This window comes from Pseudogulbenkiania subflava DSM 22618, assembly GCF_900177275.1.
GTDB lineage: Bacteria > Pseudomonadota > Gammaproteobacteria > Burkholderiales > Chromobacteriaceae > Pseudogulbenkiania > Pseudogulbenkiania subflava.
Window position 1 is genome coordinate 1 of record NZ_FXAG01000012.1, and the last position, 25,801, is coordinate 25,801.

At 63.8% G+C, this 25,801-nt stretch carries 29 protein-coding genes; 13 read left to right on the plus strand and 16 right to left on the minus strand.

Annotated features, from left to right (window positions below; all coding sequences use genetic code 11):
- From B9N72_RS11675 to B9N72_RS21740, 4 genes are all read left to right on the plus strand, one after another.
- Positions 1–345 (plus strand): transposase (locus B9N72_RS11675; protein ID WP_085276575.1); only part of this gene is annotated, 345 nt, incomplete at its 5' end.
- A gap of 73 nt (positions 346–418) precedes the next feature.
- A complete protein-coding gene (locus B9N72_RS20805) occupies positions 419–673 on the plus strand; it encodes a hypothetical protein (protein WP_143477820.1) in 255 nt (84 codons plus the stop codon).
- A 1-nt stretch (position 674) separates the two neighbouring features.
- Positions 675–1,217, plus strand: a complete 543-nt coding sequence (locus B9N72_RS20810; RefSeq protein WP_143477821.1) for a hypothetical protein — start codon at positions 675–677, stop codon at positions 1,215–1,217.
- Between the two features lie 379 nt (positions 1,218–1,596).
- The gene (locus tag B9N72_RS21740; RefSeq protein WP_407681301.1) at positions 1,597–1,686 is read left to right on the plus strand and encodes a T6SS immunity protein Tli4 family protein; all 90 of its coding nucleotides are present in this window, start codon (positions 1,597–1,599) and stop codon (positions 1,684–1,686) included.
- 248 nt (positions 1,687–1,934) lie between these two features.
- Here the strand turns inward: B9N72_RS21740 and B9N72_RS11685 are convergent, their stop codons facing one another.
- Positions 1,935–2,174, minus strand: coding sequence for a hypothetical protein (locus tag B9N72_RS11685; RefSeq protein WP_085276577.1), 240 nt, complete (start codon positions 2,172–2,174; stop codon positions 1,935–1,937).
- Positions 2,175–2,346: 172 nt separating this feature from the next.
- Between B9N72_RS11685 and B9N72_RS11690 the strand changes: the two genes are divergently transcribed.
- Positions 2,347–2,859, plus strand: a complete 513-nt coding sequence (locus B9N72_RS11690; protein ID WP_085276578.1) for a GNAT family N-acetyltransferase — start codon at positions 2,347–2,349, stop codon at positions 2,857–2,859.
- 64 nt (positions 2,860–2,923) lie between these two features.
- Here B9N72_RS11690 and B9N72_RS11695 read toward each other — a convergent pair whose 3' ends face one another.
- The 4 genes from B9N72_RS11695 to B9N72_RS11710 all read right to left on the minus strand — a co-directional run bounded on the left by B9N72_RS11695 (position 2,924) and on the right by B9N72_RS11710 (position 8,107).
- A complete protein-coding gene (locus B9N72_RS11695; RefSeq protein ID WP_085276579.1) occupies positions 2,924–3,931 on the minus strand; it encodes a sodium:calcium antiporter in 1,008 nt (335 codons plus the stop codon).
- A 319-nt stretch (positions 3,932–4,250) separates the two neighbouring features.
- Positions 4,251–4,709, minus strand: coding sequence for an aspartate carbamoyltransferase regulatory subunit (pyrI, locus tag B9N72_RS11700; RefSeq protein WP_085276580.1), 459 nt, complete (start codon positions 4,707–4,709; stop codon positions 4,251–4,253).
- Positions 4,710–4,765: 56 nt separating this feature from the next.
- Complete coding sequence (pyrB, locus tag B9N72_RS11705; RefSeq protein WP_085276581.1) at positions 4,766–5,686, minus strand: aspartate carbamoyltransferase; 921 nt, start codon at positions 5,684–5,686, stop codon at positions 4,766–4,768.
- A 342-nt stretch (positions 5,687–6,028) separates the two neighbouring features.
- Positions 6,029–8,107, minus strand: a complete 2,079-nt coding sequence (locus tag B9N72_RS11710; protein WP_085276582.1) for a methyl-accepting chemotaxis protein — start codon at positions 8,105–8,107, stop codon at positions 6,029–6,031.
- 241 nt (positions 8,108–8,348) lie between these two features.
- Between B9N72_RS11710 and B9N72_RS11715 the strand changes: the two genes are divergently transcribed.
- The gene (locus B9N72_RS11715; protein WP_085276583.1) at positions 8,349–9,563 is read left to right on the plus strand and encodes an HD-GYP domain-containing protein; all 1,215 of its coding nucleotides are present in this window, start codon (positions 8,349–8,351) and stop codon (positions 9,561–9,563) included.
- Between the two features lie 222 nt (positions 9,564–9,785).
- Here the strand turns inward: B9N72_RS11715 and B9N72_RS11720 are convergent, their stop codons facing one another.
- The 7 genes from B9N72_RS11720 to B9N72_RS11745 all read right to left on the minus strand — a co-directional run bounded on the left by B9N72_RS11720 (position 9,786) and on the right by B9N72_RS11745 (position 15,130).
- Entirely contained in the window at positions 9,786–10,121 is a 336-nt protein-coding gene (locus B9N72_RS11720; RefSeq protein WP_085276584.1) for a nucleotide pyrophosphohydrolase, read from the minus strand.
- Between the two features lie 259 nt (positions 10,122–10,380).
- Positions 10,381–10,992 carry a glutathione transferase GstA gene (gene gstA / locus B9N72_RS11725; RefSeq protein ID WP_085276585.1) on the minus strand — a complete coding sequence of 204 codons (612 nt, stop codon included), beginning with the start codon at positions 10,990–10,992 and terminating at the stop codon, positions 10,381–10,383.
- A 105-nt stretch (positions 10,993–11,097) separates the two neighbouring features.
- Positions 11,098–11,460, minus strand: a complete 363-nt coding sequence (locus tag B9N72_RS11730) for a SpoIIAA family protein (protein ID WP_085276586.1) — start codon at positions 11,458–11,460, stop codon at positions 11,098–11,100.
- Between the two features lie 218 nt (positions 11,461–11,678).
- Complete coding sequence (locus tag B9N72_RS21240; protein ID WP_200810966.1) at positions 11,679–11,855, minus strand: hypothetical protein; 177 nt, start codon at positions 11,853–11,855, stop codon at positions 11,679–11,681.
- Positions 11,856–12,182: 327 nt separating this feature from the next.
- Entirely contained in the window at positions 12,183–14,156 is a 1,974-nt protein-coding gene (locus B9N72_RS11735; RefSeq protein WP_085276587.1) for a peptidase U32 family protein, read from the minus strand.
- A gap of 304 nt (positions 14,157–14,460) precedes the next feature.
- The gene (locus tag B9N72_RS11740) at positions 14,461–14,775 is read right to left on the minus strand and encodes a hypothetical protein (protein ID WP_085276588.1); all 315 of its coding nucleotides are present in this window, start codon (positions 14,773–14,775) and stop codon (positions 14,461–14,463) included.
- Between the two features lie 124 nt (positions 14,776–14,899).
- Positions 14,900–15,130, minus strand: coding sequence for a DUF2789 domain-containing protein (locus tag B9N72_RS11745; protein WP_085276589.1), 231 nt, complete (start codon positions 15,128–15,130; stop codon positions 14,900–14,902).
- Positions 15,131–15,273: 143 nt separating this feature from the next.
- Between B9N72_RS11745 and B9N72_RS11750 the strand changes: the two genes are divergently transcribed.
- The 4 genes from B9N72_RS11750 to B9N72_RS11765 all read left to right on the plus strand — a co-directional run bounded on the left by B9N72_RS11750 (position 15,274) and on the right by B9N72_RS11765 (position 19,436).
- On the plus strand, positions 15,274–16,539 hold the full coding sequence (locus B9N72_RS11750) for a winged helix-turn-helix domain-containing protein (protein WP_085276590.1): 1,266 nt from the start codon (positions 15,274–15,276) through the stop codon (positions 16,537–16,539).
- Between the two features lie 159 nt (positions 16,540–16,698).
- Complete coding sequence (locus B9N72_RS11755) at positions 16,699–16,950, plus strand: DUF2325 domain-containing protein (protein ID WP_085276591.1); 252 nt, start codon at positions 16,699–16,701, stop codon at positions 16,948–16,950.
- 443 nt (positions 16,951–17,393) lie between these two features.
- Positions 17,394–19,112: a 2-isopropylmalate synthase gene (gene leuA / locus B9N72_RS11760; RefSeq protein WP_200810968.1), complete on the plus strand. Its 1,719-nt coding sequence runs from the start codon at positions 17,394–17,396 to the stop codon at positions 19,110–19,112.
- 15 nt (positions 19,113–19,127) lie between these two features.
- Positions 19,128–19,436, plus strand: coding sequence for a hypothetical protein (locus tag B9N72_RS11765; RefSeq protein WP_085276593.1), 309 nt, complete (start codon positions 19,128–19,130; stop codon positions 19,434–19,436).
- A gap of 249 nt (positions 19,437–19,685) precedes the next feature.
- On the opposite strand, the gene B9N72_RS11770 is transcribed toward B9N72_RS11765, so the two are convergent.
- On the minus strand, positions 19,686–20,138 hold the full coding sequence (locus tag B9N72_RS11770; RefSeq protein WP_085276594.1) for a GNAT family N-acetyltransferase: 453 nt from the start codon (positions 20,136–20,138) through the stop codon (positions 19,686–19,688).
- A gap of 250 nt (positions 20,139–20,388) precedes the next feature.
- On the opposite strand from B9N72_RS11770, the gene B9N72_RS11775 reads away from it, so the two are divergent.
- Positions 20,389–20,934, plus strand: a complete 546-nt coding sequence (locus B9N72_RS11775) for a cytochrome b (protein WP_085276595.1) — start codon at positions 20,389–20,391, stop codon at positions 20,932–20,934.
- A 77-nt stretch (positions 20,935–21,011) separates the two neighbouring features.
- Here the strand turns inward: B9N72_RS11775 and B9N72_RS11780 are convergent, their stop codons facing one another.
- From B9N72_RS11780 to thiC, 3 genes are all read right to left on the minus strand, one after another.
- Complete coding sequence (locus B9N72_RS11780; RefSeq protein WP_085276596.1) at positions 21,012–21,458, minus strand: MarR family winged helix-turn-helix transcriptional regulator; 447 nt, start codon at positions 21,456–21,458, stop codon at positions 21,012–21,014.
- Between the two features lie 54 nt (positions 21,459–21,512).
- Positions 21,513–22,076 (minus strand): YIP1 family protein, encoded by a 564-nt coding sequence (locus B9N72_RS11785; protein ID WP_085276597.1) that lies wholly within the window; start codon positions 22,074–22,076, stop codon positions 21,513–21,515.
- Positions 22,077–22,462: 386 nt separating this feature from the next.
- Positions 22,463–24,376 (minus strand): phosphomethylpyrimidine synthase ThiC, encoded by a 1,914-nt coding sequence (thiC, locus tag B9N72_RS11790; RefSeq protein WP_085276598.1) that lies wholly within the window; start codon positions 24,374–24,376, stop codon positions 22,463–22,465.
- Between the two features lie 306 nt (positions 24,377–24,682).
- Here thiC and B9N72_RS11795 point away from each other — a divergent pair, with 306 nt between their 5' ends.
- Positions 24,683–25,342 carry a protein-L-isoaspartate O-methyltransferase family protein gene (locus B9N72_RS11795; RefSeq protein WP_085276599.1) on the plus strand — a complete coding sequence of 220 codons (660 nt, stop codon included), beginning with the start codon at positions 24,683–24,685 and terminating at the stop codon, positions 25,340–25,342.
- Complete coding sequence (locus B9N72_RS11800) at positions 25,339–25,668, plus strand: rhodanese-like domain-containing protein (protein ID WP_407681302.1); 330 nt, start codon at positions 25,339–25,341, stop codon at positions 25,666–25,668. The genes B9N72_RS11795 and B9N72_RS11800 overlap by 4 nt, the downstream gene beginning before the upstream one ends.
- Positions 25,669–25,801: the final 133 nt, after the last annotated feature.

A 25,801-nucleotide genomic window follows, 5' to 3' on the forward strand; every position in this document is an offset into this window, starting at 1 on the left:
TACGTGGCCCATGAACAGACCGTGCGCAAGCAAGAGGTTGAGGTCTTTTTGCAGAGTTTGGCTGAGCGATCCAGTCGTGAGCGGCCGACCTTGCTGATCCTGGATAACGCGCGGATGCACGCCGCCATCAGAGAAGATAAACGTGATGTCTGGTTGCTGGATCATGGGTTTCATCTCTGCTTTCTGCCAGCTTATAGCCCAGAGCTGAACCTGATCGAGCAGCTCTGGAAACAAGCCAAATACCACTGGCGACGATGTAAGACATGGGGTGCCACCGAATTGAAAAGCAAGGTGACCGACTTGCTGGATAGGGTTGGCACAGAACTCAAATTTAGTTATGCGTGATTACTTAGACTTTGTCAAGCGGCTTAGAAAAGTTATAAACCTCAGTGTGACTGATGAGGGAGTAGTCAGAAAGGTGTCTGATTACTTTAAATCTGAGCTTGGTCGAGCCGCTGCACTTGATCAGCATGTAAATAGACCTGCATATGTTCCCGAAGATATAAAAAAAGCAGTTCATGCTTATACAGGGAAGCATCCGGATGTAAAGCCTGACCCCGCCACTTGGGACGTAAATCATGCAAAAATTGAGGCGGAGATTTTAGAGATTTATGGCAATGCTCGCAGAGGAACAGATATGCCATTGAGATTCAAAAAGCTAAAGGCAAAATGAGATGAAAAAACTTATCCTTTGTGTTGCGTTGTTGACTGGATTTTCTGTAGTAGTGGGCGCTGAAACCATACCGGATAGCAGCATATTCATAGAAAAAACTAAAATCGCCAATAAACAGATTTCGAAACTGGCTCATAGAAAATTTAATAGGCAGATATTTATAAAGGATAGTGGAAAGAGCAAGAACCTTCTAGATTTCCTAAATGAAGCATACAACGTTGAGGACTCGATAGAAGATATTGCAAATCAAAAGAATAAGATTCTAAATTTGCAAGTGGCAAGTTATGGCATTGCTGAAACGCCTATAGGAAAAACCTATCACGATGTAGCAAGCTGCATGTTTATCGACAGAAAAACCGGCTGTATACTTTATAGAGCAAGCGATATTTTATGTGTGGGGCAGTGGGATGGAATAGAGTCATGGAAGACTGATGAAGGGGAGATGGTGGATTTTTCTGCCATAAGGAAATCCATTCTTGATCGCACTAATGCGGATACAGACCTGTTAAAGAGAGAAAATTACAGTAGATGCGAAAAGCAATAGCAGTGGCAAAGCTCGGCCCAAGTGGCCGTTGGTCCACTTCAAAGCCAAGGATGATCTGAACAAGTCCCATCCTTCCCTGTAAACGGCGTTGTTGCAGAAGTCGCCAGACCTGCAGGGTTCTGCGAACTTCGGTAGGCTTGCCGCATGAGCCATCCAGTCCCTGATGATTACTTACGTGCTTGCTCTTTGAAACCGCCGAAGTAATCCTGGAAGCGCTTCCCACTGAAGAAACCACCGAACGACGGGGAAGCAAGCATGTGCAAGGCCATAACATGCGGCTATATGCACACGCAGGGCAAAGTAGCCGCGCCATCCCCTGGGCAAAGGCAGCTCTGTATAACGCTTCCCGATAGAGATCGCCGACACCCCCGGGCCGGCCATCAGCAAGGCCTCGTCGAGCGAGGCGCAGGCGATTGCCTTATGGGAAGCCATCACCGACACCTTGCGACCACGGCCCAATGGGTTTTGAGGCGGGATGATGCCGCGGGTCCGGGACGTCCATGAAACCGCTGGTCACGACTACCGCGAAACACAGCGCTCCACCGTGTCCATCCCAGTTCCTGTGTGCCAGCGGCATTCAACCTGTTTTGGCTCGCGCGCCCACTGGGACAGGTGCAGGGGAAGGCTCAAAAGAGTGCTTCGAGGAGTATTAGGCGCGGATTCATTCCACGCCTTTTTTTCGTCCCGCCGCAGGCACACCCGCACCAGCGCGGCACCTCAGGACAGCATCAGGCTCAGCCGGCGCGCCTGCTCCAGCGCTTGGTCGCCCTGGCTGCACTCGTCCTCCCACACCCAGATCCCGTGCACCCGGTCCAGCGTCTCCACCAGCCAGACGCGGCCGCCGCTGCCTAGCGCCACCCGGCGCGCCCGCGCCGGACGGCAATAGTTGAACATCACCAGCTCGCTGGTGGTACCGGTCACGGCCTCCGGCTTGGCTTTCGACTCGAACTTGAACATGTTGGCTCCCGGAATCTCGATCTGGCTGGAGACAATGCAATCCTCGTGCCAGATCGGGCATCTTTTGACAGTCGTGGAGCCAACACCTAGCATGAATCCTCAAGCATCGAATCCGCACCAGAACGACACGGCTCGAGAGAGCACTGCCGCCCGCCCAGAGGGGACCCCCAGCATGCACATCCGTGACGCACGCCTTGCTGATCTGCCGCAGATTCTCGCCATCTACAACGACGTCATCGCCACCTCGACCGCGGTGTACTGCGACCTCCCCAGCACGCTGGAAGAGCGCCAGGCCTGGTTCGAGGGACGGCGTGTGCAGGGCTACCCGGTGCTGGTGGCGGAATACGGCGAAGAAGTGGTCGGTTTCGCCAGCTTCGGCGACTTTCGCGCCTTTCCCGGTTTCCGCTACACCGTGGAACACAGCGTGCACATCCACCGCGACCACCGCGGCCGCGGCATCGGCGAGCACCTGCTCTTGGCACTGTTTCCGCGCGCCCTGGCCCTGGGCAAGCACGTCATGGTGGGTGCCGTGGACGCCGTCAACGCCGGTTCCATCCGGTTTCACGAACGGCTCGGCTTCACCCAGGTCGGCCACATGACGCAGGTCGGCTACAAGTTCGGCCACTGGCTCGACCTGGTGCTCCTGCAGCGCTACCTCGACGCCCCGGACAGCCCGCGCGACTGAATCCCTCCCCGCTTGCGACGGAAAACCGGACGACCGGCCGGTTTTCCGTCGGCCTCGCCGTCTTTCAGCTCAGCCCGATGGCGAGGTAGACCGCGTACAGCACGCCGTTCAACAGCAGGTGCCACACCCGGATGCGGCCGGCCAGGTAGCGCAGCCAGCCCGCCGCCAGCAGGGTGATGGCGATGCCGGCGAAGACTTCCTTCTGCGGCGCCCACGGCGTCAGCGCGATGCCGATGGCCGGCAGCAGCGTGCCCTGGAACACCATGGCGCCGGTGATGTTGCCGAACGCCAGGGTGTCCTTGCGCTTGCGGATCCACAGGATGGAATTGATCTTTTCCGGCAGCTCGGTGGCGATCGGCACCACCATCAGCGCCAGCAGCAGCGCCGAGATGCCCAGCCGGTGCGAGGCGCGGTCGACATGCTGGATGAAGCCGTCGGCACCGTACACCAGCAAGCCCAGCCCCAGCCCCAGTTGCAGCAGGATGGTCAGCCAGTTGGTCGGCAGACCGGCACGCGCCAGGAACATCGCATCGCCCGCCTGGGTGGCGTGCCCCTCGCCGACCAGCGCCGCCGAGGCCTTCAGCGTGCGCAGGATGTAGAGAAAATACAGCAGCACCAGCACGGCGCTGATGGCGGCGCGCACGAAGGGCTGTTCATGCGGCACGAACATCGCCAGCGCCGCCAGGGCAAAGGCGCCGAGAAAGGTATCGAGGTCGCGCTTGAGACCGCTCTTTTCCGGCTTCAGCGCGCCCTGCACGCCCCGTTTCTGCCAGGCGAACAGCGCCATCAGGCAGGTCGACAGCGTCGACAGCATCAGCGGCGCGCCGAGAATGGCGCCGACGCCGATCTCCTCGCTGACCATGACGTCGCCGCTGGCGGTTCCGCCGAAAATCGCCAGCAGCGGCACCAGCGTCTCCGGCATGGCGGTGCCCACCGCGGCGAACAGCGACCCGGTCACCCCCTCGGAAATCTTCAGCTTCTCGCCCAGATGCTCCAGCGCGTTGGTGAACACCTCCGCCGCCAACAGGATCACCAGCAGCATCAGGCCCAGGCCGGCCAGTTCCGACAGCATCGTCCGCGTTCCCCTTTATTCTGCTGCACGTGGCCCCCGCCCCGCTTCGCAGCGCCTTCCCTGCCCGTTATAGGCCGGCATGGCGCCACGGGATAGCCGCCCGCGCCGTCGCGATGCCCTGTCCCGCGAGCGTGATGCGCTTGGCGCACACGGCGGCCGATGAGCGCCACCCGACGTGGCGCGGCCACGAGATCGACGCACGCCACCGGGGCGGGCCATAAAAAAAGCGCCGCGGTCATCCGCGGCGCTTTCCTGTTTGGTTTTGTTGCACTGTCGTTTTGCAGCGCTTACTTGTAGTTTCTCCACTCCTGAGTACGACTTAGCGCACTTCGGCTACGATATCCTTACTAAAGACTTTTTCGCAATACTTACATTTCATTTTGGTGTCGTTCTTCACGGTTCTGACGTAAAAAAAGCTCATAACCGGCTCTTTATGCGAAATGCAATTGGAGTTGGGGCAGGCGAACACGCCTTCGATCTCTTCCGGCAGCTCCAGCTTGTGCTTTTTCACCACCTCGAAGTTGGAGATCACGTTCACCGTGGCCTTGGGCGCGAACAGGGCCAGTTCGTTGGCCTGCTCCTCGGTGAGCGCGATGTTCTCGACCTTGACCACATCCTTGCTGCCCATATGGCGGCTTTGCAGGTTGAGGCCGACGGTGACGCGCTCGCCGGTTTCCACCAGCTGGAACAGGCGCAGGATCTTCAGGCCCTGACCGGCCGGGATGTGGTCGATCACGGTGCCCTCTTTCAGGGCTTCTACGTTGCGGGTGTATTGCATCTGGCTATCCTTTCCTGGAAACCGCCGCCCGATCCGGCGCCGGTTCTTGAATCGACTCACACCGTTTCGTTCAGCACCAGCGCCAGCAGCGCCTGGCGCGCGAACACGCCGTTACGGGCCTGTTCGAAGTAGTAGGCGTGCGGGGTGTCGTCCACCGCCACCTCGATCTCGTCGACGCGCGGCAGCGGGTGCATCACCTTCATGTTGGGGCGGGCGTGGTTCAGCATCTCGGCCTTGAGAATGTACTGGCCCTGGATCTGCTTGAATTCGGCCTCGTCGAAGCGTTCGCGCTGGATGCGCGTCATGTACAGGATGTCGACCTGCGGGATCACCTCTTCCAGCGAAGAGGCCAGGGTATAGGAGATGCCACGCTCGTCCAGTTCCTCGCAGATGTAATCCGGCATCGCCAGCACTTCCGGCGCCACGAAGTAGAAGTGGCAGTTGAACAGCGACAGCGCCTGCGTCAGCGAGTGCACGGTGCGGCCGTACTTGAGGTCGCCGACGAAGGCCAGCGCCAGATTCTCCAGCCGGCCCTGCGATTCCTTGATGGTGAACAGGTCGAGCAGGGTCTGCGACGGGTGCTGGTTGGCGCCGTCGCCGCCGTTGATCACCGGCACCGCCGAGAATTCGCTGGCCAGGCGCGCCGCGCCCTCCTGGGGATGGCGCATCACCACCGCGTCGGTGTAGGAGCTGATGATGCGGATGGTGTCGGCCAGCGTCTCGCCTTTCTTGGCCGAGGTGTTGGCGCCGTCGGCGAAGCCGATCACGGTGCCGCCCAGGCGCTGGATCGAGGTCTCGAACGACAGCCGGGTACGGGTGGACGGTTCGAAGAAGCAGCTGGCCACCACCTTGCCGGCGAGCAGGTCATGTCGCGGCGCCGCCTTGAGGCGACCGGCGGTTTCCACCACCAGCTCGAGCTCCTCGCGGGTGAAATCGGGGATGGAAATGATGTGCTTCCGGTACAGGGGATTGGCCATGGTGCGGGTTCCTCGCGGTGTGATTCCATTTACAGAGCAAACCTGCCGCTTGCCTGGGCGGGCAGTTTTGCTCTGGAAACGCGATAACGGGTCTCTCACAGATAAAAAAAAGCTCCTGACGGCTCAGGAGCTGTTTTTGACAACACATTTCGTTCGGGTTCCCCGGCTCGCGCCAACGCGTCTTTCCCGCCCTGGCGGGCGGTGGCGGCATCGTAGAACAGAAAGCGTACGCGGCACATGGGGTTCATCCGAATAAAACCGTCGAATTATAAGCCGAAACTGGCCGGCTGATAAGCACCCGTTTGGTGCGGCGACGGCGCTTCGCCACCGCACCCGGCCCGCTCAGAGGCGGAAATTGCCCACCAGTTGCTCGAGGTTGGCCGAAAGCGCGTGCAGCTGCTCCACCGCGGTCGAGACCTCCTGCACCACCTGGCGGTTGGACTGCGCCATGGCGCTGATCTGCTCGACGTGGCGCGCGATCTCGGCGCTGGCCGAGGACTGCTCGCGCGTGGCGGCGGCGATGTCGACGATGTTGCCGACCAGTTGCTGGCTGCAGAGGGAGACCTGCTGCATGCTGCCGTCGGCGGCCTGGGCGACACCGACGCTGCTCACCGCGCGTTCGCGGCTGCCGTCCACCGCGTGCACCGCGTCGCGCGTCTCGCTGCCGATGGCCTCGACGATGCGGCCGATCTCCAGCGTCGCCTCGGCGGTGCGCCCGGCGAGGTTGCGCACCTCGTCGGCCACCACGGCGAAGCCGCGCCCCTGCTCGCCGGCGCGCGCCGCCTCGATCGCGGCGTTGAGCGCCAGCAGGTTGGTCTGGTCGGCGATATCGCGGATCACGCGCACGATGCTGCTGACCTCTTCCGAGCGGCTGCCCAGCGCTTCCATGCGCTCGGCCAGCGCGTGCATGTCGCCGGTCATGGCATGGATCTCGGCCGCCACGCGCTTGACCGTGGCCACGCTCTGGTCGGTGATGGCGCCGGTCTCGCGCGCCAGCGCCTCGGCGCGCCCGGCCGAATCGGCGATGTGCTGCACGCTGGTGCTGACCTGTTCCACCCCGGCGGCGGTGGCGCTGGCGGTGTCCGACTGCGCCGCCGAGGCCTGCTCGACCTGGCCAGCCGATGCGGTCAATCGCGCCGCAGCCTCGGCCACCGCGTGGCTCTGCTCGCGCACCCCGACGAACATCCCGTGCAGGCTGTCGATGAAGCGGTTGAAGGCGGTGGCGGTGCGGCCGATCTCATCGCGATTGGCGATGGCGATGCGCACGGTCAGGTCGCCCTGGCCGGACGCCAGTTGTTCCATGGTCTCGGCCAGCTGGTTGAGCGGGCGGGTCAGCACGCCGACCACCAGCGCCAGGATGACGATGATGGCAATCAGCGCCACTAGGCCGATCAGGATGGCGCTGTTGCGCAGCTTGAGCGCCGGCTCGGTGATGGCGGCACTGGGAATACTGACGCCGAGCGACCAGAACTGGCCGGTGTCGCCGATCTTCACCGGGAAGAAGAAATGGGTGAAACCGTCCGCCTCGAACACGAAGTTCTCACCCTGGCGGATCTGCAGCAGCTTCTCGCCCAGCGCCTCGTCCTTGCCGACCGGCTTGCCCACCTTGGCCTGATCGGGGTTGGCCACGTACATGCCACCTTCGGACACCAGCCGCACGTAACCGGTCTGGTTCAGGCGGATGAAGCCATAACGCTGCTGCAACGCGTCGAGCGCCAGGTCGGTGGCGGAAACGCCGATAAACGTGTCGTCCTGGTCCTTGACCATCGTCACCAGCGAGCTCTCCAGCACCTTCTTGCCCTGCACCTCGTAGAAGAACGGTTCGGTGATGGTGTCGCGGCCGCGCTGCTTGGGCACGTAGTAGTAATCGCCCCAGCCCGGCTTCTCGTAGTCGGGCTGGTAGCTCCGGGGGTTGTCCTTGTACTGCGGAAACGCCTTGACCCGCTCGGCGTCCAGCATCACGTCCATCTTGGCGTGGCCGTCGGCGTCGCGCGTCACGTAGGGGGTGTAACGGCCGGTCGGGTCCTGCTTCGGCCAGTCGAGGCGGTAGGCGTCGTCGCGGCCGTCCATGGCGTTGGGCTCCCACAGCATCCACAGCCCGATGTTCTGCGGCGAGTGATCGAGCATGTTGACGATCATCGCGTCGACCACCTTGCGCTCGGGCGGCGCCGTCTTCTTCAGCCCCAGCACCGCCTCGGCCAGGTGATGCGGCAGGGCCATGTTCTGCCCCAGTTCGGCCTCGACCTGACGCGCGTAGCCTTGCGCCTGTTCCGACGCCAGCTGATAACCCTGCTCCAGCGCGCTGTCGTAGCTGATCTTGGCGATCAGCCCCACCATCACGGCAAAGCCCAGCGCCACCGACAAGCCGCCGATCAGGGTGATCTTGCGGCTGAGTTTTCCCCATTTCTCTTTCGTTCTCATGGCTGACGTTTCCCCTGTTTGTGTGGTGGGCCTGTTGCCGGCCCTGTGATCACAGGCTTGCCCCCGGCTCGGCGATTGCCGCAGAATGCAGGCAAGAAATGCACTTTATTTTCAAGAATTTCTTATCAAACCCGTCGTGGCAGATTAATGATCACGACGCCATTCCCCCGGCGCCGCGATCCTAGTCCCTTAGCCGCTGTGCCAATAGAATGAAAACGACATACCGCTGCGGTTTTTTGCCATGATCAAGTGCATCGATATCACCGACTTGAAACCGGGCATGTTCATCCACGACCTCAACTGCGACTGGATGAGCCACCCCTTTCTGCGCAACCGCTTCGTCATCAGCAGCGAAGGCGAGATCGACAAGATCCGCCATGCCGGCATCCATCAGCTCTACATCGATACCAGCAAGGGGCTGGACGTGGCGCACGCGCCCACCGTGGCCGAGGTGAAACAGCAGCTGGAACAGGAAATCCGCACCTTTGCCGAGGGCAGGAGCCAGTTGCCGCGCCGGGTGGATGCGGCCGAGGAGTTCGGCCAGGCGCGGCGCATCCACGCCGAGGCGCACCAGATCGTGCGCGACATCATGCAGGACGTGCGGCTGGGGCGGCAGGTGCAGCTGGAGCGGGTGGAGCCGACGGTGGAGAAGATGACCACCTCGATCCTGCGCAACAATGACGCCCTGCTGGCGCTGTGCCGCATCAAGAACAAGGACGACTACACCTTCCTGCATTCGGTCAGCGTGGGTGCGCTGATGGTCAGCTTTTCGCGCGCCATGGAGCTGGAACGGGAGACACTGCACCACGCCGGCGTGGGCGGCATGCTGCACGACATCGGCAAGATGACGGTGCCCGACGCCATCCTCAACAAACCGGGCAAGCTGAACGAGAGCGAGTTCGCCGTGATGAAGTGCCACGTGGTGGCCAGCGAAAAGATCCTGCGCCAGATCCCGGGCATCTCCGCCATCGCGATCGCGGTGGCGGCGCAGCACCACGAACGCCACGACGGCAGCGGCTACCCGCGCGGCCTCAAGGGCGACGAGATTGCCGAGCTGGGGCAGATGGCGGCGATCGTCGACGTCTACGACGCGCTCACCTCGGACCGCTGCTACCACCGCGGCATGACCCCGACCGACGCCCTGCGCAAGATCTACGAGTGGTCGAAGTTCCACTTCAACCCGAAGCTGGTACAGGCGTTCATGCGCAGCACCGGCATCTACCCGGTGGGCACGCTGGTGCGGCTGGAAAGCGGCAAGCTGGCGGTGGTGGTGGAGCAGAGCGAGAGCAATATGCTCACCCCCAAGGTCAAGGCCTTCTTCAGCACCAAGAGCAACAGCTACGTCACGCCGCAGCTAATCGACCTGGCGCGCGGCCTGGGCCAGGGCGGCGGCGACCGCATCGTGCGCCACGAAGCGCCGGAGCAGTGGGGGGTCGACCCGCTGCGCTTTCTGTAAGGAGGGATGCCGGCGCGCTCAGGACCTGTTCACGATCTGTCGCGAGCGGCCCTCAGCGGGGTGAGAGAGCAGCGCAGAAACCGGAATGTACACGTAGTACATGAGGATTTCTGATCGCTGAGCGAATCTCTGCGTGCCAATCTATCGCTGAGCCAATCGAAGATTGGCACGCAGTGCGCATGAGCCCCGATCAGGGATCGCGCAGCAAGATCGTGAGGGTTTTCAGGGCGCCGGGTACTTCCGCGCATTCTTCACCAGCTTGTCGCGCACTGCCGCGTCGAGGTCGACGCCGGTGACGCTGGCCAGCCGCACCAGGTACATCAGCACGTCGGCCAGTTCCTCCTGCAGATGGGTGAAGCGCGCCGGGTCTTCGGCCAACCTGGCCGCCTCCTCGTCGGAGAGCCACTGGAAGATTTCCGCCAGTTCCCCCACCTCGCCGGTCAGCGCCAGCACCAGGTTGCGCGCGGTGTGGTAGCGCGGCCAGTCGCGTTCGAGGGCGAACTGCTCCAGGGCGGCGGCGAGGCCGCTACTGTCGATCAGGGAAACGGAGGCGGTCATGCGATGGCTTTCTCGTTGCGGGGTTCGGGATGGATAGAATGTTTCACGTGAAACGCCAAAAACCTGTTTTACGATCTGTCGCGAGCAGCCCTCAGCGGGGCGAAGAGCAGCGCAGAAACCGGAATGTACTGGAGTACATGAGGATTTCGAGGGTAGCACATGAGTCCCGATCAGGGAGGCGCAGCAAGATCGCGAACAGGTTCCAACAACACTCTGCCCCGTCGTGACGGGGCAGAGTCACTGACGTCTGCAATACAGCTTACTGCAGCAAACCCTCCTCGCGCAGCGCCTGCTGCACCCCCGGGCGCGCCGCCATGCGGGCCATGAAGTCCTGCAACGCCGGCCACTTGTCGAGCGGCAGCTTATGGTAGTGCGTCCAGTTGAGGATGGTATACAGGTAGGCGTCCGCCACGCTGAATTCACCCATCAGGTAGCTCCGCTCGGCCAACTGCGGGGCGATCCAGGCCAGGCGCCGGCTGATGCGCGCCCAGGCGGCCTCGCGCTCGTCCGCCCTCGCATCCGGGTTCCACATCGGGCTGAAACCCTTGTGGATTTCGGCGGAAATGAAGTTCAGCCACTCCTGCAGCCGGTAGCGCTCCAGCGTGCCGTTGGGCGGAGCCAGCTGCATTTCAGGTGCCTGGTCGGCGATAAACTGCAGAATGGCAGCGCATTCTGTCAGCACGTCGCCGTGGTCGAACTCGAGCGCCGGTACGTAGCCCTTGGGGTTGATCATGGTGTAGTCGGCACCGCTTTCGGTATGGTGCGGCGTCTCACGCAGGTTGACGCTCTCGGTATCGAACGGCAAACCGGCTTCGCACAACGCGATATGTGGCGCCAGCGAGCAGGCGCCGGGAGCAAGATAGAGCTTCATGGTGCATCCTCCACTAATGGTGACGGGACAGCACCGGCAGCTTGGCCCAAAGTGTTGCTTGCAACAATCTCCAGCGTGTTACAGCGGTCTTACAGTACTGCGCCGTCACAGTTCCTCATGAATCCAGGCCCAGGCAGCCGGGGTTTCCTCACGCGGAAAGTAACGCACCGACGCCAGCGTGAACGGACGCACCAGCTTCACCATCCATTCCTGCCACTTCTCGTCGCCGACCACGGCGATGCGCTCAAAATCGGTATAGTGGCGTGTGCCGAATACCATATCGTCCCATGCCGCGTGCAGGTCCCAGCCGTGGAAGTCGTCGAACTGGGCGTAGAACCGCGCCCTTCCGCCACCGCGCAGCGCCGCTTCCACCAGCGGCTCCAGCGTGCGGTAATCGGCGTCGTGCAGCGTGCCGCGCAGCTTGATGGCCACCACCCTGGACGAGGGACTCGTCAACGTATCGATCATCGTCGTCTCCTTGTGCCATGCCCTACTTTCAGTATGGCTCGCCAAGCAAGCGGACGCGGGGCGAATGAGACGGCGGACGGCAACGCGGCACTTATTCCAAAAAGCATTAGACACGAGAACGCGAAGGCAAGTGAGCGGGGCCGCAGACAGTACAGCCAGTACGGCAAGGCCCTGCGCAACGTCGCCGACAAAGTTATCGTGTCTAAGGCGAATTGGAATTACTTGCCCTCGGCGGCGTCGACTTGCTGCCGCAGCTGCTGTTGCTGGGCATCGACGGTCTGCTGCACCCCCTTGGCCTTGTCCAGCATCTCGCGCTGCGGCGCGGCGATTTTGGCCGGCGGCGGCGGTTCACAAGCGGTGAGAGACAGCAGCAGGAAAACGATGGGATAACGCATGACCAGTCCTTGCGTACAGGGAATCTGGTTTCGTTGTAGGCGGCGGCGCGCCATGACGAAAGCTTGACGGTAGGGCGGACACCCCGGCACAAGACGGGGGTTCCGCCGTGATGTGGCTCCCCGTCATGACGGTGTGACGAATGGTGAAACGCGTCCAAGCTTCGCCGACCGGGACAATCTCGCGTAGGGCGGACACCCCGGCCTACCCCGGGGGTTCCGCCGCGACACCAGCACAAGGACGCCGTGGCGCTGTCAGGATGGCGGAACGCCGTCATTCCTTCGCGACGCTTCGCTTGCCTCGCTCAGTCACGGGCTTCCGCCCTACGGTCACGGGCGCTGCTTGAAGAAGGTGATCGGCGCGCTGGAGGGGATTTCCGACGGCGGCGGCGACTTGAGGATGTGCTTCTTCATCTTGCCCATGACGTGCATCTCGCACGGACGGCATTCGAACTTCAGGGTGTAGGTCTCGTTGCCGGACTTGAGCACCATCGGGTCGGCGCGGACCTGCCCCATCACCCCCTTCACGCCCTTGGCCTGCTTCGGGCACAGGTTGTAGGAGAAGCGCAGGCAGTGCTTGGTGATCATCAGCGACACCTCGCCCTCTTCCTGGTGCGCCTCGTAGGCCGGTTCGATCACCTCGACGCCGTGCTGCTGGTAGAAATCCCACGCCAGCGCGTTGTACACGTTGGCCAGGTAGCTCAGGTTCTTTTCCGGGTAGGGCACCGGCGGCTCCACCGGCACCTTGCGCGGCTGGCGCGGCCAGGCGGCCAGGCGCGCCGCTTCCAGCTGCTCGATGGCGTCGCGGCGCAGGCCGTTGATCACCGAAGCCGGTACGAACCAGGGCTGGCTGAGCTGCAGTGCCACGTCGTGCGCCTGGAACATGGTGTTGCCGAGCTTGGCCAGGTTGTCGCGCAGCCCGGCCTCGGCGCGGGCGGCGTCCTTGGCGGGCTCCAGCGCGATGGCCGCGCTGGCCGTGGCGCTGCAGCCGTCCTCGTCGGTGACGGTCAGCACCAGGCCGTCAGCGCTCTCGGAGAGCGTCAGCCATACCCCGACGCGGCGCTCGGCCGATTTCTTCAGCAGCGCCAGCTCCCAGGCGTGGTCGCGGTTGCGGCTGAGGTCGGTGCCGGGTTTCAGGCCGGCCAGCACGCTCGGGTCGTTCGGCTCGCCGCGCCACAGCAGCAGCCCGCCGGGCACCTTGCCGACCTGCTTCACGGTGTTGAGCTGCATGCCCACCACCTCGCGCTTCTTCATGAAGTTGATGCCGTCGCCGTTGCTCATGGTCTCGGACGTGGCGATCTCCAGCCAGGTCTCGCCCACCTGGTGCACCGTGCCCAGCGCCACGCCGACGAACTTGGGCGAATCGAAGGCGCCGATGTCCTGCTTGCGCCCGGTGGCGAAGTAGTCGGTCGCACCGCGGTGGAAGGTCTTGTCCGGGTCCGGCGCGAAGAAGATTTCGCTGCTGCCGCTCGAAGCCGGGGCCAGCTCCGGGCGGCGCTCGATGATCTCGTCCAGGAGCAGGCGGTAGTGCGCGGTGATGTTCTTGACGTAGCTGACGTCCTTGTAGCGCCCCTCGATCTTCAGCGAACGCACGCCGGCATCCAGCAGCGCTTCCAGGTTGGCGCTCTGGTTGTTGTCCTTCATCGACAGCAGATGCTTGTCGAACGCCACCACGCCGCCCTTTTCGTCGGTCAGGGTGTACGGCAGGCGGCAGGCCTGCGAGCAATCGCCGCGGTTGGCGCTGCGCCCGGTGTCGGCGTGGCTGATGTAGCACTGGCCGGAGAACGCCACGCACAGCGCGCCGTGGATGAAGTACTCGATGGTGGCGCTGTCGGCCACCCGGTCGGCGATCTTCTTGATCTGCGGGATGGTCAGCTCGCGCGCCAGCACGATCTGGCTGAAACCGGCGTCGGACAGGAAGCGCGCCTTGTCGGCGTCGCGGATGTCGCACTGGGTCGAGGCGTGCAGCTGGATCGGCGGCAGGTCCATCTGCAGGATGCCCATGTCCTGGACGATCAGCGCATCCACACCGGCGTCGTACAGCTGCCAGATCAGCTTGCGCGCCGGCTCCAGCTCGGCGTCGTGCAGGATGGTGTTGAGCGTGGCGAAGATGCGCGCGTGGTAGCGATGAGCGAACTCGACCAGCCCGGCGATGTCCTCGACGCTGTTGCAGGCGTTGTGGCGCGCGCCGAAGCTCGGCCCGCCGATGTACACCGCATCCGCCCCGTGCAGGATCGCCTCGCGCCCGATCTCGGCGCTCTTGGCGGGGGACAACAGTTCGACTTGATGCGGCATCAGACTCATGCGACGGCTTCCTTGCTGGGGGGTGGGTGCGCGCGGGCACGCGACAGGGGCGGAAGTATAGCGGAATCAGGGATTTAGGTGTAGGGCGGAAGCCGCGCAGCGGCGTTCCGCCATCAGCCACGATAACGGGAAGATGGAGCGCACCTTGGCGGAACCCCAGCTTATGCCGGGGGGTCCGTCCTACATGGGACGACCCGCATCGGTGTAGGGCGGAAGCCGCGCAGCGGTGTTCCGCCATCAGCTGCGATGACGGTAAGATGGAGCGCACTGTGGCGGAACCCCCGGCTAATGCCGGGGTTCCGCCCTACCCGATGACGCGGAAGATGTCCCAGCGCTGCGTGCCGGACACCACGTGCGGCTCCAGCGCACGGCTCCACGCCGCGTGCGCCTCGAGGGTGGCGAGCGTGCGCCAGGCCGCCTCGAGTTCGGCCAGATCGGCGATCTCGATTTCGGACTGGATGGTGGACTCCTTGGCGCCGATCGAGCCGTTCAACAGCCGCACCCGCTCGGGGGTCCAGCCGACCTGCGAACCAATCTCGCGCAACCAGCGCTGCATCTCCGCCACCACCTCGGGCTTGTGGCCGAACTTGGCCTCGATACTCCAGCGGGCGATCATCATGACGGGTCTCCTTCCCGGATGTCAGGAGCCTGGCCCCGCCGGCGGAACAGCTCGCCGGAGCCAGGCTCACCCCCAGCATAGGCCATGCCGCCCAGCGCGCCAGCGCCATCGCGCCGGCCCAACGCTATTGGCTCAGCAAGGTCGCCAGCTCGTCCACCGCCTCGGCCCACTCGGCGTCGCTTTCCAGCGCCTGGCGCAGAAAATCGGCCTGCGCGGCGCTCCAGAATGGCGCATCCGCCACCTCCATGCCGTGCTCCAGCCGATGCTTGGCCAGAAACGCGTCGATCGCCGCGGCGTCGCCGCCCAAGCCGAGTTGCTGGAACAGCTGCGGCAGTTCGTGCTTGCCAGTATCCATGTCGTTCTCCTTAGAAGTCTTGGGGTGGAATGAGGACTCACACAGACAGCTTAGCAGGGGGAAGGTCAAAACGCGCAAACAGCGCCAAGCTCCCCCTCCCCCTTTTGCTATAGTCATCCTTTTCCCCTTCCCATGCCATCGCCATGACCACGGTTCACCTCTCGCCCAGCGCCGCCCGTCACCTGCATCTGGCCGCCCAGGGCCTGCTGACGCCGCCCAGGCGCCGGGCCGGCAAGGGCGACGTGCTGGCGGCGATCCGGCGCATGGCCTTGTTGCAGATCGACACCATCCACGTGCTGGCGCGCAGTCCCTACCTGGTGCTGTTCAGCCGGCTCGGCCACTACGACCCGGCCTGGCTGGACGAATTGCTGGCCGAGGGCGCGCTGTTCGAGTACTGGGCGCACGAGGCCTGCTTCGTGCCATCCGAGGACTACCGCCTGCTGCGCCACCGCATGCTCGACCCGGCAGGCATGGGCTGGAAGTATTCGGTGGCGTGGATGGACAAGCACCGCGCCGAGATCGAGCAACTGCTCCAGCACATCCGCGCCCACGGCCCGGTGCGCTCGGCGGATTTCGCACGCCAGGGCGGCAAGGGCAACGGCTGGTGGGACTGGAAGCCGGAAAAGCGCCACCTCGAAGTGCTGTTCACCGCCGGGCGGCTGATGGTGGCGGCGCGCCAGCGCTTCCAGCGCGTCTACGACCTGGCCGAACGGGTACGCCCGGGCTGGGACGACGCGCGCGACCTGCCGCCGCTGGCAACGGCGCAGCACGAGCTGATCCGTCAAAGCTGCCGTGCACTTGGCGTGGTCAAGGCGGGCTGGGTGGCGGACTACTACCGGCTCAAACGCGGCCGCTACGACGCCGCGCTGCACGCGCTGGCCGACGCCGGAGAGCTGCTGCCGGTACGCATCGAGGGCTGGAAGCACGACGCCTTCGTGCACGCCAGCCTGGCCGACGAGCTGGTTCTGGCGGCGGACGAGCGGCTCACCGCCCGCGCCACGGCGCTGCTGTCGCCGTTCGACCCGGTGGTGTGGGACCGCCGCCGTGCCGCCGAGCTGTTCGGCTTCGACTACCGGCTGGAGTGCTACACCCCGGCGCCGCAGCGCCAATATGGCTACTTCGTGTTGCCCATCCTGCAACGCGGCCGGCTGGTGGGGCGGCTGGACGCCAAGGCGCACCGTGCGCAGGGGGTGTTCGAGGTCAAGGCGCTGTACCTGGAGCCGGGGATACGCGTGACGCAGCGGCTGACAACCGATCTGCGCGCCGCCCTCACCAAGCTGGCAGACTGGCACGGCACACCACACGTGAAGGTCCAGCGGGCTCCGGATGGACTGGCAGATGCGTTAAACGCGGCCCGAGACAGCACGCTCGTCGCCTCTTCCTCACCCGAGCTGCCAGCCGGCGCGTAGGGTTTGCCGCCACGGCCTACCCGCATGGCTAGGTACGGCCACACAGCGCCCACCACCTTCTAAATTCAATAGAGTAATTAAAAAAACATTTTTTATTACTTTTTGTGGTTATTGACGGCGTTTAGACTGGTCTCGTCATAGTGTGAAGGAGGCCAACTCATGCGAGCCCTCATCATCGGCGGCGACCACATCGAACCCACCCGGCGTGCCTTGCACGCCCAGGGCTATGAAGACATCGTGCACTGGAGCGGCCGCAAGACCGGCGACCTCACCCGTCCGCTGCCGGCACACGTGCAGCACATGGTGATCGTACTCGGCTACGTCAACCACAACCTGGCGCGACGCATGCGACAGCTCGCACGCGAACACCGCATCCATGTCGACTACGTCGGCCGCAAGGGTAGCCACTAAGAACCGCTAACAAAACCCTCTGGCGTTGTTGCGCTCGCGTGCGAATCCATCGCTGGGCAAATCGAAGATTTGCACGCAGAGATTCGCCCAGCAAACACTTGCCGTACTACTTGCATATAGCTTCGCTGAAACTTCGGCTATGCCTCGTTTTCTGCGGCCGCGCGCCTAGTCAAGACCGTTGCACTGGGTTTTGTTCGCGGCTCTAAGCACTGCCCACGCGGCGTGGACATCCCCTCCGACAGCACTCCCCAAGCCTGGCCGAAGCCCCCGCTTCACCCGGGCTTTTGCCATTTCTGATGCTCCCATAATTCTACAAATGGTCTGATAGATACAGTTTCACCTAGCCATCAGCTGCCTTATTTTGACAAAATATACGACATTATGGCTAATTAACTAAAACGACAGCCACCATATTTATACATTTTGTCTAAAAAGGAATGAGCATGCTCGCCGACCCCAGTCAAAAATACCCACCGTTTAGTCCGATCGCCCTGCCCGACCGCCAATGGCCTGGTCGCGTGCTGCGCAGCGCGCCGCAATGGATGAGCACCGACCTGCGCGACGGCAACCAGGCCCTGATCGAGCCGCTCGATGGCGAAGCCAAGTTGCGCTTCTTCCAACTGCTGGTGGCGATCGGTTTCAAGGAGATCGAGGTGGCGTTTCCGGCGGCATCACAGACCGACTTCGACTTCGTGCGCCGGCTGATCGACGAGGGGCATATTCCCGACGACGTCACCATCGAGGTCATCACCCAGGCACGCGAGGATCTGATCTGCCGCACCTTCGACGCGCTGCGCGGGGCGCGCCGCGCCATCGTCCACCTCTACAACGCCACCGCGCCGCAATGGCGCGAGACGGTATTCGCCAGCGACCGTGCCGGGGTCAAGGCGCTGGCGCTGGCCGGTACCCGACTGATCCGCAAACTCGCCGACGCCGACCCAGCCACCGACTGGGTGTTCCAGTACTCGCCGGAGACCTTCTCCGCCACCGAGCCAGAGTTCGCGCTGGAAGTGTGCAACGCGGTGATCGCCGCCTGGGAGCCGACGCCGGAGCGCAAGATGATCGTCAACCTGCCGGCCACGGTGGAGATGAGCACGCCCAACCATTACGTCGACCAGATCGAATGGATGCACCGCCACCTGGCCCGGCGCGACAGCGTCGTCCTCAGCGTGCACCCGCACAACGACCGCGGCACGGCGGTGGCGGCGGCGGAACTCGCACTGCTGGCTGGGGCGGAACGGGTGGAAGGCTGCCTGTTCGGCAACGGCGAGCGCACCGGCAACGTCGACCTGGTGACGCTGGCGCTCAACCTGTACTCGCAGGGCGTGGCGCCGGGGCTGGATTTCTCCGACATCGATGCGGTACAGCGCCAGGTGGAAGACTTCAACCGCCTGCCGGTCCACCCGCGCCATCCCTACGCCGGCGAGCTGGTATACACGGCGTTCTCCGGCTCGCACCAGGATGCCATCAAGAAAGGATTGGATGCGCGCCGGCCGGGCGCGCCGTGGCAAGTGCCCTATTTGCCGCTCGACCCGGCCGACGTCGGCCGCAGCTACGATGCCGTGATCCGCGTCAACAGCCAGTCGGGCAAGGGTGGCATCAGCTACCTGCTGCAATCGGAATACGGCCTGCAGCTGCCGCGCCGCATGCAGATCGAGTTCAGCCGACTGATCCAGCAGCACACCGACACCAGCGGGCGGGAAGCTACGGCGGACGACCTCTACGCGCTGTTCTGCCGTCACTATCTCGAGTCCCGCGCCCCGTACCGCTGCCACAGCTTCGCACAGCAGCGCCGCGACGACGGCACCACCACGCTGAGCCTGCAACTGGAACAGCACGGCAAGAACCGCAGCGTGCACGGCCAGGGCGGCGGCCCCCTGGAGGCGCTGCTCGACGCACTCGACCTTGACGCCCGCATCGGCGACTACCACGAACACGCCCTCGGCAGCGGCGCCGACGCGCGCGCCGCGTGCTACGTCGAACTGCAGCTGCCGGGCCAGCCGGCCTGCTACGGCGCCGGCATCGATCGCAACATCACTGCCGCTGCCATCGACGCCCTGCTCTCTGCCCTCAACCGCTCCCTGGAGGGCGAGGCCGGAACCCTCCCGGCCGGACACGAGGAACTTCCGCCCCGCACCGTGCCTCTGATCTATTCCAGATGACATGGAGTAATGTCTATGCCGAAGTCTTACCTTCCCCTCGTAATCGCGCTGGCGCTGGGGCTTGCCGCCTGCAGCGACAAACAGACGACCAAGCTGCAACAGTCGGCCTCGGATGCGATTGGCGCGGTGCATAGCACCGTCGAGGCAGCGAGTGCCCCGGTGGGCGAGCTGAAACAGGAAGCCAGCGCCGCGCTGGGCACGGCGGCCAACAAGGTCGGGAGCGCCGCGGCGGCCCTCAAACCCGAACTGAAACACCAGATGGACAAGCTGAAGCAGCAAGCTTCGGCGGTGAAGGAAGCGGTCAAGGGACTGCAGGAACACTGAGTCCTCCAACCAGAGAAAACGGCAGCCTCCAGGCTGCCGTTTTTCATGGCGCCACGCCGATGGCCCACCGGCGGCGTGGCCATGACGGGCTCGGTCTCACCAACAACTTCCGAATTGCTCCATTTTTCCTCCCTACTCCTCGCCTAGCATGGCGTCACCATGCACCCAACGAAGCAGGCGTGAAGCGAACCGTCAGCGCATCCGTCAAGGGCCAGGACGTCGCCGGCTTCGGCCACCCCTGGTGCGGGCTCAGCCCAGCAACCGGCGGTACTGCACGAAGCCGGAACGCTCGGCGATGCGGTCGTACAGCTGCATGGCGTCGCGGTTGGTCTCGTGCGTCAGCCAGTGCACGCGTGAGCAGCCATCTTCTGCCGCCTGGCGGTAGACGTGCTCGATCAGGCGACGCCCGATGCCGCGGCCACGCACGCCCTCGGCCACGTACAGGTCCTGCAGGTAGCAATAGTCGCCCGCGGTCCAGCACGAACGGTGGTAGATGGTGTGCACCAGCCCGACGGCCTCGCCGCCCTGCCAGGCCAGATAGGCAGCCATCGGTTCGGCCGGATCGAGCAGGCGCTGCCAGGTGACGGCGCTGGTGGCCTCGGGGATCGTAGTGCGGTAGAACGCCTGGTAGCCCAGCCAGAGCGGCAGCCAGGCGGCGTGGTCGGCGGCGCTCGCGGCGCGGATGTGCAGTTCAGTGCTCATAAGGTTGACTCCTGCCGGGGACGATCGCCACAGCATGCCGCAGGCCGTACCGCGGCGACAGAACCACTCGCCGCCGCCGCCAGGGAACCACTGGCACGGTACGCCCGGTGCCCCGGCTCAGGAACGGTACCGTTGCACCAAGGCAACGAATGAGCCCCATTTTTCGATCATCTGCCGCGATCGGCGGGGTTAAGTCTGCATTAAGACGGCGCCCTTACCCTGAACGGCAGAAAGTAAACAGGAGTACATCATGTTGAAGAATTCCCAGCACAGTTATGGCTGGCTGGCCCGTGCCCTGCACTGGCTGTCGGCCCTGGCCGTCATCGCCGCCCTGGCCTTCATCGAATTCAAGGATTTCTTTCCCAAGGGCACGCCGCTGCGCGACGCCATGAAATTCGGCCACTTCCAGGCCGGTCTGATCGTCTTGCTGCTGGTGCTGCCGCGCCTGCTGTGGCGTCTCGGCAACCGCGTGCCGGAGATCACCCCGGCGCCGCACAAGCACAGCGCCGTGCTGGCGAAGCTTGCCCACTGGGTGCTGTACGCGCTGATGCTGGCCCTGCCGCTGCTGGGGATTGCAATCGTGCAGGGCAGCGGTCACGAACTGGCGTTCTTCGGCCAACCCCTGCCGGTGCTGTTCACGCTGGACCGCGACACCGCCCACGACCTGAAAGAAGTGCACGAAACGCTCGGCAACGTGCTGTTGTGGCTGGTGATCGGGCACGCCGCCGCCGCGGTATGGCACCACCGCTTCGTCAAGGACAACACCCTCACCCGCCTCACCGGCCCGCTGCGCTGACCGGGCAACGGGGACGCCGCAACAAAAAAGGTTGGCCGAAGCCAACCTTTTTCTTTGCCCGATCACCTGAGCGCCGCTCAGGCGCCCTCGCCCAGCCCCTGCTGCGTCTGCAGCAGCAGGTCGAGCGACGCCAGCCCGCCGGCCTGCTTGAGCAGGATCAGCTCGTCGCGATGCGCCTGCGCCAGCGTTTCCACCAGTTCCTCGCCCTTGGCCAGCAGGCTTACCTCGACGCAGCGGCGGTCTTCCCTTCCCGGACGGCGCTGCACCAAGCCTTGCGCCTCGCAGCGCGACACCAGCCCCACCACGCTGTGATGATGCGACTGCAGCCGTTCGGCCAGCTCGGCCACGGAGGCCCAGTCCCGTCCCGGATAGCCGCGCAGTTGCAGCAGCAGCTGGTATTGCTGCGGGGTCAGGCCGTGCTGTTGCGCCAGCTCCTCGCTGAAACGCAGAAACAGGCGTAAGCGGTAACGGAAATCGGCCAGGTGCTCGAAATCGCGTTTCGACAGGGAAGAATGGAAGGTCATGACTGGATCGCGGGCTGAATTCTGGGGCACCGTAGCACAAATCGCCCGCGCGCCCTACAGCAGCGGCAGCACCAGCAGCCCGATCACCAGCGCCCACAGCAGCGCCCCGACCGAAAACACCGTGTAGGTGACCGACAGCGTCCGCACCCAGTGATCGTGCTCGAACAAGGCGTCCAGCCCATGGAGGATCAGCCCGGCCGAGGCGAACAGCCCGGTGACCCCGGCCAACAGATTGAACAGCGGGCTCGGCACCATCAGCGTCAGGGCGGACAGCCAGATCGGCAGCGGGGCGATCGCCGCCAGGCGGTAGCAGTCGCGGTATGCCAGCGGCCGGGTGCTGCGCACCGAGTGCCGGATTACGTAGCCCATCAGGGGCACGCACAGCCAGCTCACCAGCAGGAACAGCAGCGCGACGTAGCACCACTGGCGGAAAGGCACCGCGGGCGCATACACCTCGCCGTGAAAGTACGCGGCGTACACGATCATGGCGCTGCTGAGCAGCGACGCCGGCAGCACCACCTTGCCGAAGCTGGCCGCCAGCGAGGGATGGCTCCTGGCCAGTTCGTCCCAGCCGTCTTCCGACGATATCAGCATGCGAACGGGAGTAAGCAGACTCATGACAATGCTCCTTGGTTTACGGCGATGGCCTCTCTAATATATCGCATTACGATATATTTACAAGTGGCCATTTCATTCGCCGTGCAAGCGTGCCCCCTGCGATGGCCTGCACCGCGGCAAAGAGGCGCCCCTCCCCTCTGCCGCCACGCCCCCTGTCCGCTGGCGAAAAAAAAAACGGACTGCCTCGGCGGTCCGCCAGGCGGCTGACAACGTCCCCTGTTCGGATTCAGCCGGACCCGGCGAAGCCGGGCCGCTCCAAACAAGTTGTTGAGTCCGCCGCCTTCCTGTTTAAACGACAAACCCCTTCCGCGTCGCAGAAGGGGTTTGTCTACCATCTCACGGACCGCCTCGGCGGTCCGTTCACGTCGGCACTAACCGGCCTCGGCTCAGATCTTGTCGTACAGCTTGGCGCCGCCCTTCATGAACTCGATCGACTTCACTTCCATGCCCTTGGCCAGCGCCTCCTCGTCGGCCAAGCCCTGCTGCGCGGCGAAGTCGCGCACGTCCTGGGTGATCTTCATCGAGCAGAAATGCGGGCCGCACATCGAGCAGAAGTGCGCCACCTTGGCGGAATCCTTCGGCAGCGTCTCGTCGTGGAACGAGCGCGCGCGGTCCGGATCGAGCCCGAGGTTGAACTGGTCTTCCCAGCGGAACTCGAAGCGTGCCTTGGACAGCGCGTTGTCGCGGATCTGCGCACCGGGGTGGCCCTTGGCGAGGTCGGCGGCGTGCGCGGCCAGCTTGTAGGTGATGATGCCTTCCTTGACGTCGTCCTTGTTCGGCAGACCGAGGTGCTCCTTCGGCGTGACGTAGCACAGCATCGCGGTGCCGTACCAGCCGATCTGCGCGGCGCCGATCGCCGAGGTGATGTGGTCGTAACCCGGCGCGATGTCGGTGGTCAACGGCCCCAGGGTGTAGAACGGCGCCTCGTGGCACCACTCCAGTTCCTTGTCCATGTTCTCCTTGATCAACTGCATCGGCACGTGGCCCGGGCCCTCGATCATCACCTGCACGTCGTGCTGCCAGGCGATCTGGGTCAGTTCGCCCAGCGTCTTCAGCTCACCCAGCTGCGCCGCGTCGTTGGCGTCCCACACCCAACCCGGACGCAGGCCGTCGCCGAGCCAGAACGCCACGTCGTAGGCCTTCATGATGTCGCAGATTTCCTCGAAGTGGGTGTAGAGGAAGTTCTCCTGGTGATGCGCCAGGCACCACTTGGCCATGATCGAGCCACCGCGGCTGACGATGCCGGTCATGCGGTTGGCGGTCATCGGCACGTAGCGCAGCAGTACGCCGGCGTGGATGGTGAAGTAGTCCACCCCCTGTTCGGCCTGCTCGATCAGCGTATCCTTGAAGATCTCCCAGGTCAGGTCCTCGGCCTTGCCGTTGACCTTCTCCAGCGCCTGGTAGATCGGCACGGTGCCGATCGGCACCGGGCTGTTGCGCAGAATCCACTCGCGCGTCTCATGGATGTTCTTGCCGGTCGACAGATCCATGATGGTGTCGGCGCCCCAGCGGATGCCCCAGGTCATCTTGTCGACTTCTTCCGAGATCGAAGACGTCACGGCCGAGTTGCCGATATTGCCGTTGATCTTCACCAGGAAGTTGCGGCCGATGATCATCGGCTCCGATTCCGGGTGGTTGATGTTGTTCGGGATGATGGCACGGCCGGAAGCGACTTCCTGGCGCACGAATTCCGGGGTGATCTCCTCGACGGTGAGCGCACCGAAGTTCTGGCCCGGGTGCTGGCGCGTCATCAGCTCCAACAGGCGCGCGTTGTTCTTGCCGCCGGCGCCCTTCAGGCTCTCGACATAGGCGGCGCGGTTCTGGTTCTCGCGGATGGCGATGTATTCCATCTCCGGCGTGACGATGCCCTGCCGCGCGTAGTGCATCTGGGTCACGTTACAGCCCGGCTTCGCCTTGCGCGGCTGGCGCGTCAGGTTGAAGCGCAGCTCGTCGAGCTTGGCGTCGGCCTCGCGCGCGCGGCCGTATTCGGACGACAGGCCGGCGAGCTGCTCGGTGTCGCCGCGCTCCTCGATCCAGGCGGCGCGCAGCGCGGCCAGGCCATTGCGCACGTCGATCTTCACGGCCGGGTCGGTGTAGGGGCCGGAACAGTCGTAGACGTAGATCGGCGGGTTCTGTTCGCCGCCGAACTGGGTCGGGGTGTCGGCCTGGCTGATCTCGCGCATCGGCACGCGGATGTCGGGGCGGGAGCCTTCGACGTAGATCTTGCGGGAATTGGGCAGCGGCTGGATGGCGGCTTGGTCCACCACCATTTCGGTGTTCAGGTTGGTCGGCGCGTTCATCGGTCGGTCTCCGTGGTTGCTTCGATGAAACAGCGCAGGGAGCGGAACGCCGGGCGACTAGGCCATGGGCGGAAGAGCGGCAGAGGCCGGACTTCGTATTCGATACGCTTCCCTACGCCGGTATTATCCGGGTCAGGTTCCAAGGGTGTTTCTCACCGGCGCCCCGTGCTTATGTAAAAAAACCAATCCCTCGAGGCGGACTGGTTCACAAAAAACGGGGGCAGGACCCCTAGCGATGCTGTGAAGGTACGGTAAATATGGGATAATCGCAAGTTATTGTCGATAAAGCCCTTCCGGAGTGAACTGATGGATTTTGAGAATGCCCGCTTCAACCTGGTCGAACAGCAAATTCGTCCGTGGGATGTGCTTGACCCCAAAGTACTCGATCTGCTGTTTCACGTGAAACGTGAGGATTTCGTGCCGGACGACAAGCGCACGCTGGCCTTCGTCGACACCGAACTGCCGCTCATCAACGGTCACAAGATGCTGCAGCCGAAGGTGGAAGCCCGCCTGGTGCAGGACCTCGGCCTGAAGCCGGAAGACAAGGTGCTGGAAATCGGTACCGGCAGCGGTCACGTCACCGCCCTGCTGGCCAGCCTGTCGCGCCACGTCTACAGCGTCGACCTCGACCCGGTGATGAAGGAGATGGCGGCCAAGAACCTGAAGAAGGCCGGCGTCAGCAACGTCACCCTGGTCGAAGGCAACGGTGTCGACGGCTACGCCGCCCAGGCGCCATTCGACGCCATCCTGGTCGGCGGCTCGCTGCCGGTGGTGCCGGACAGCCTGAAGCAACAGCTGGCCGTCGGCGGCCGCATGATTCTGGTGGTCGGCGACGAGCCGGTGATGACCACCAAGCTGATCGAGCGCGAGAGCGAAACCGTCTTCCGCGAGACCAACCTGTTCGAAACCTGCATCAGCCGCCTGGCCCAGTCCGAGGCGGTCGAGCCGGAACGGTTCAGCTTCTGATGGTCAAGGAAATCAGCGCCGGCGAGCTGGCACAGTGGCTGGCCGACGCCAGCGCCGAGCAGCCGGTGCTGCTGGACGTGCGCGAGGACTGGGAAGTACAGCTGTGCCGCATTCCCGGTTCGCTGCACATCCCGATGAACCTGATCCCGCTGCGCATGAGCGAGCTGCCGGACGACAAACCCATCGTCACCGTCTGCCACCACGGCGTGCGCAGCTTCCAGGTGGGGCTCTACCTGGCCAATGCCGGCTTCGAGCCGGTGATCAGCCTGCGTGGCGGTGTCGAGGCCTGGGCCTGCGACGTCGACCCGACCATGGCGCACTACTGAAACCGCGTCCTTTCCTTCCTCAAGGCCTTTCCCTCACACCGTGCGGGAACGGCCTTTTTGCTGACCGGTCTTAGCATCGGAGCGCGCTCGCCAACCGGCCCCAGGCCGACGCCGAGCACGCTTACAAGCGTGC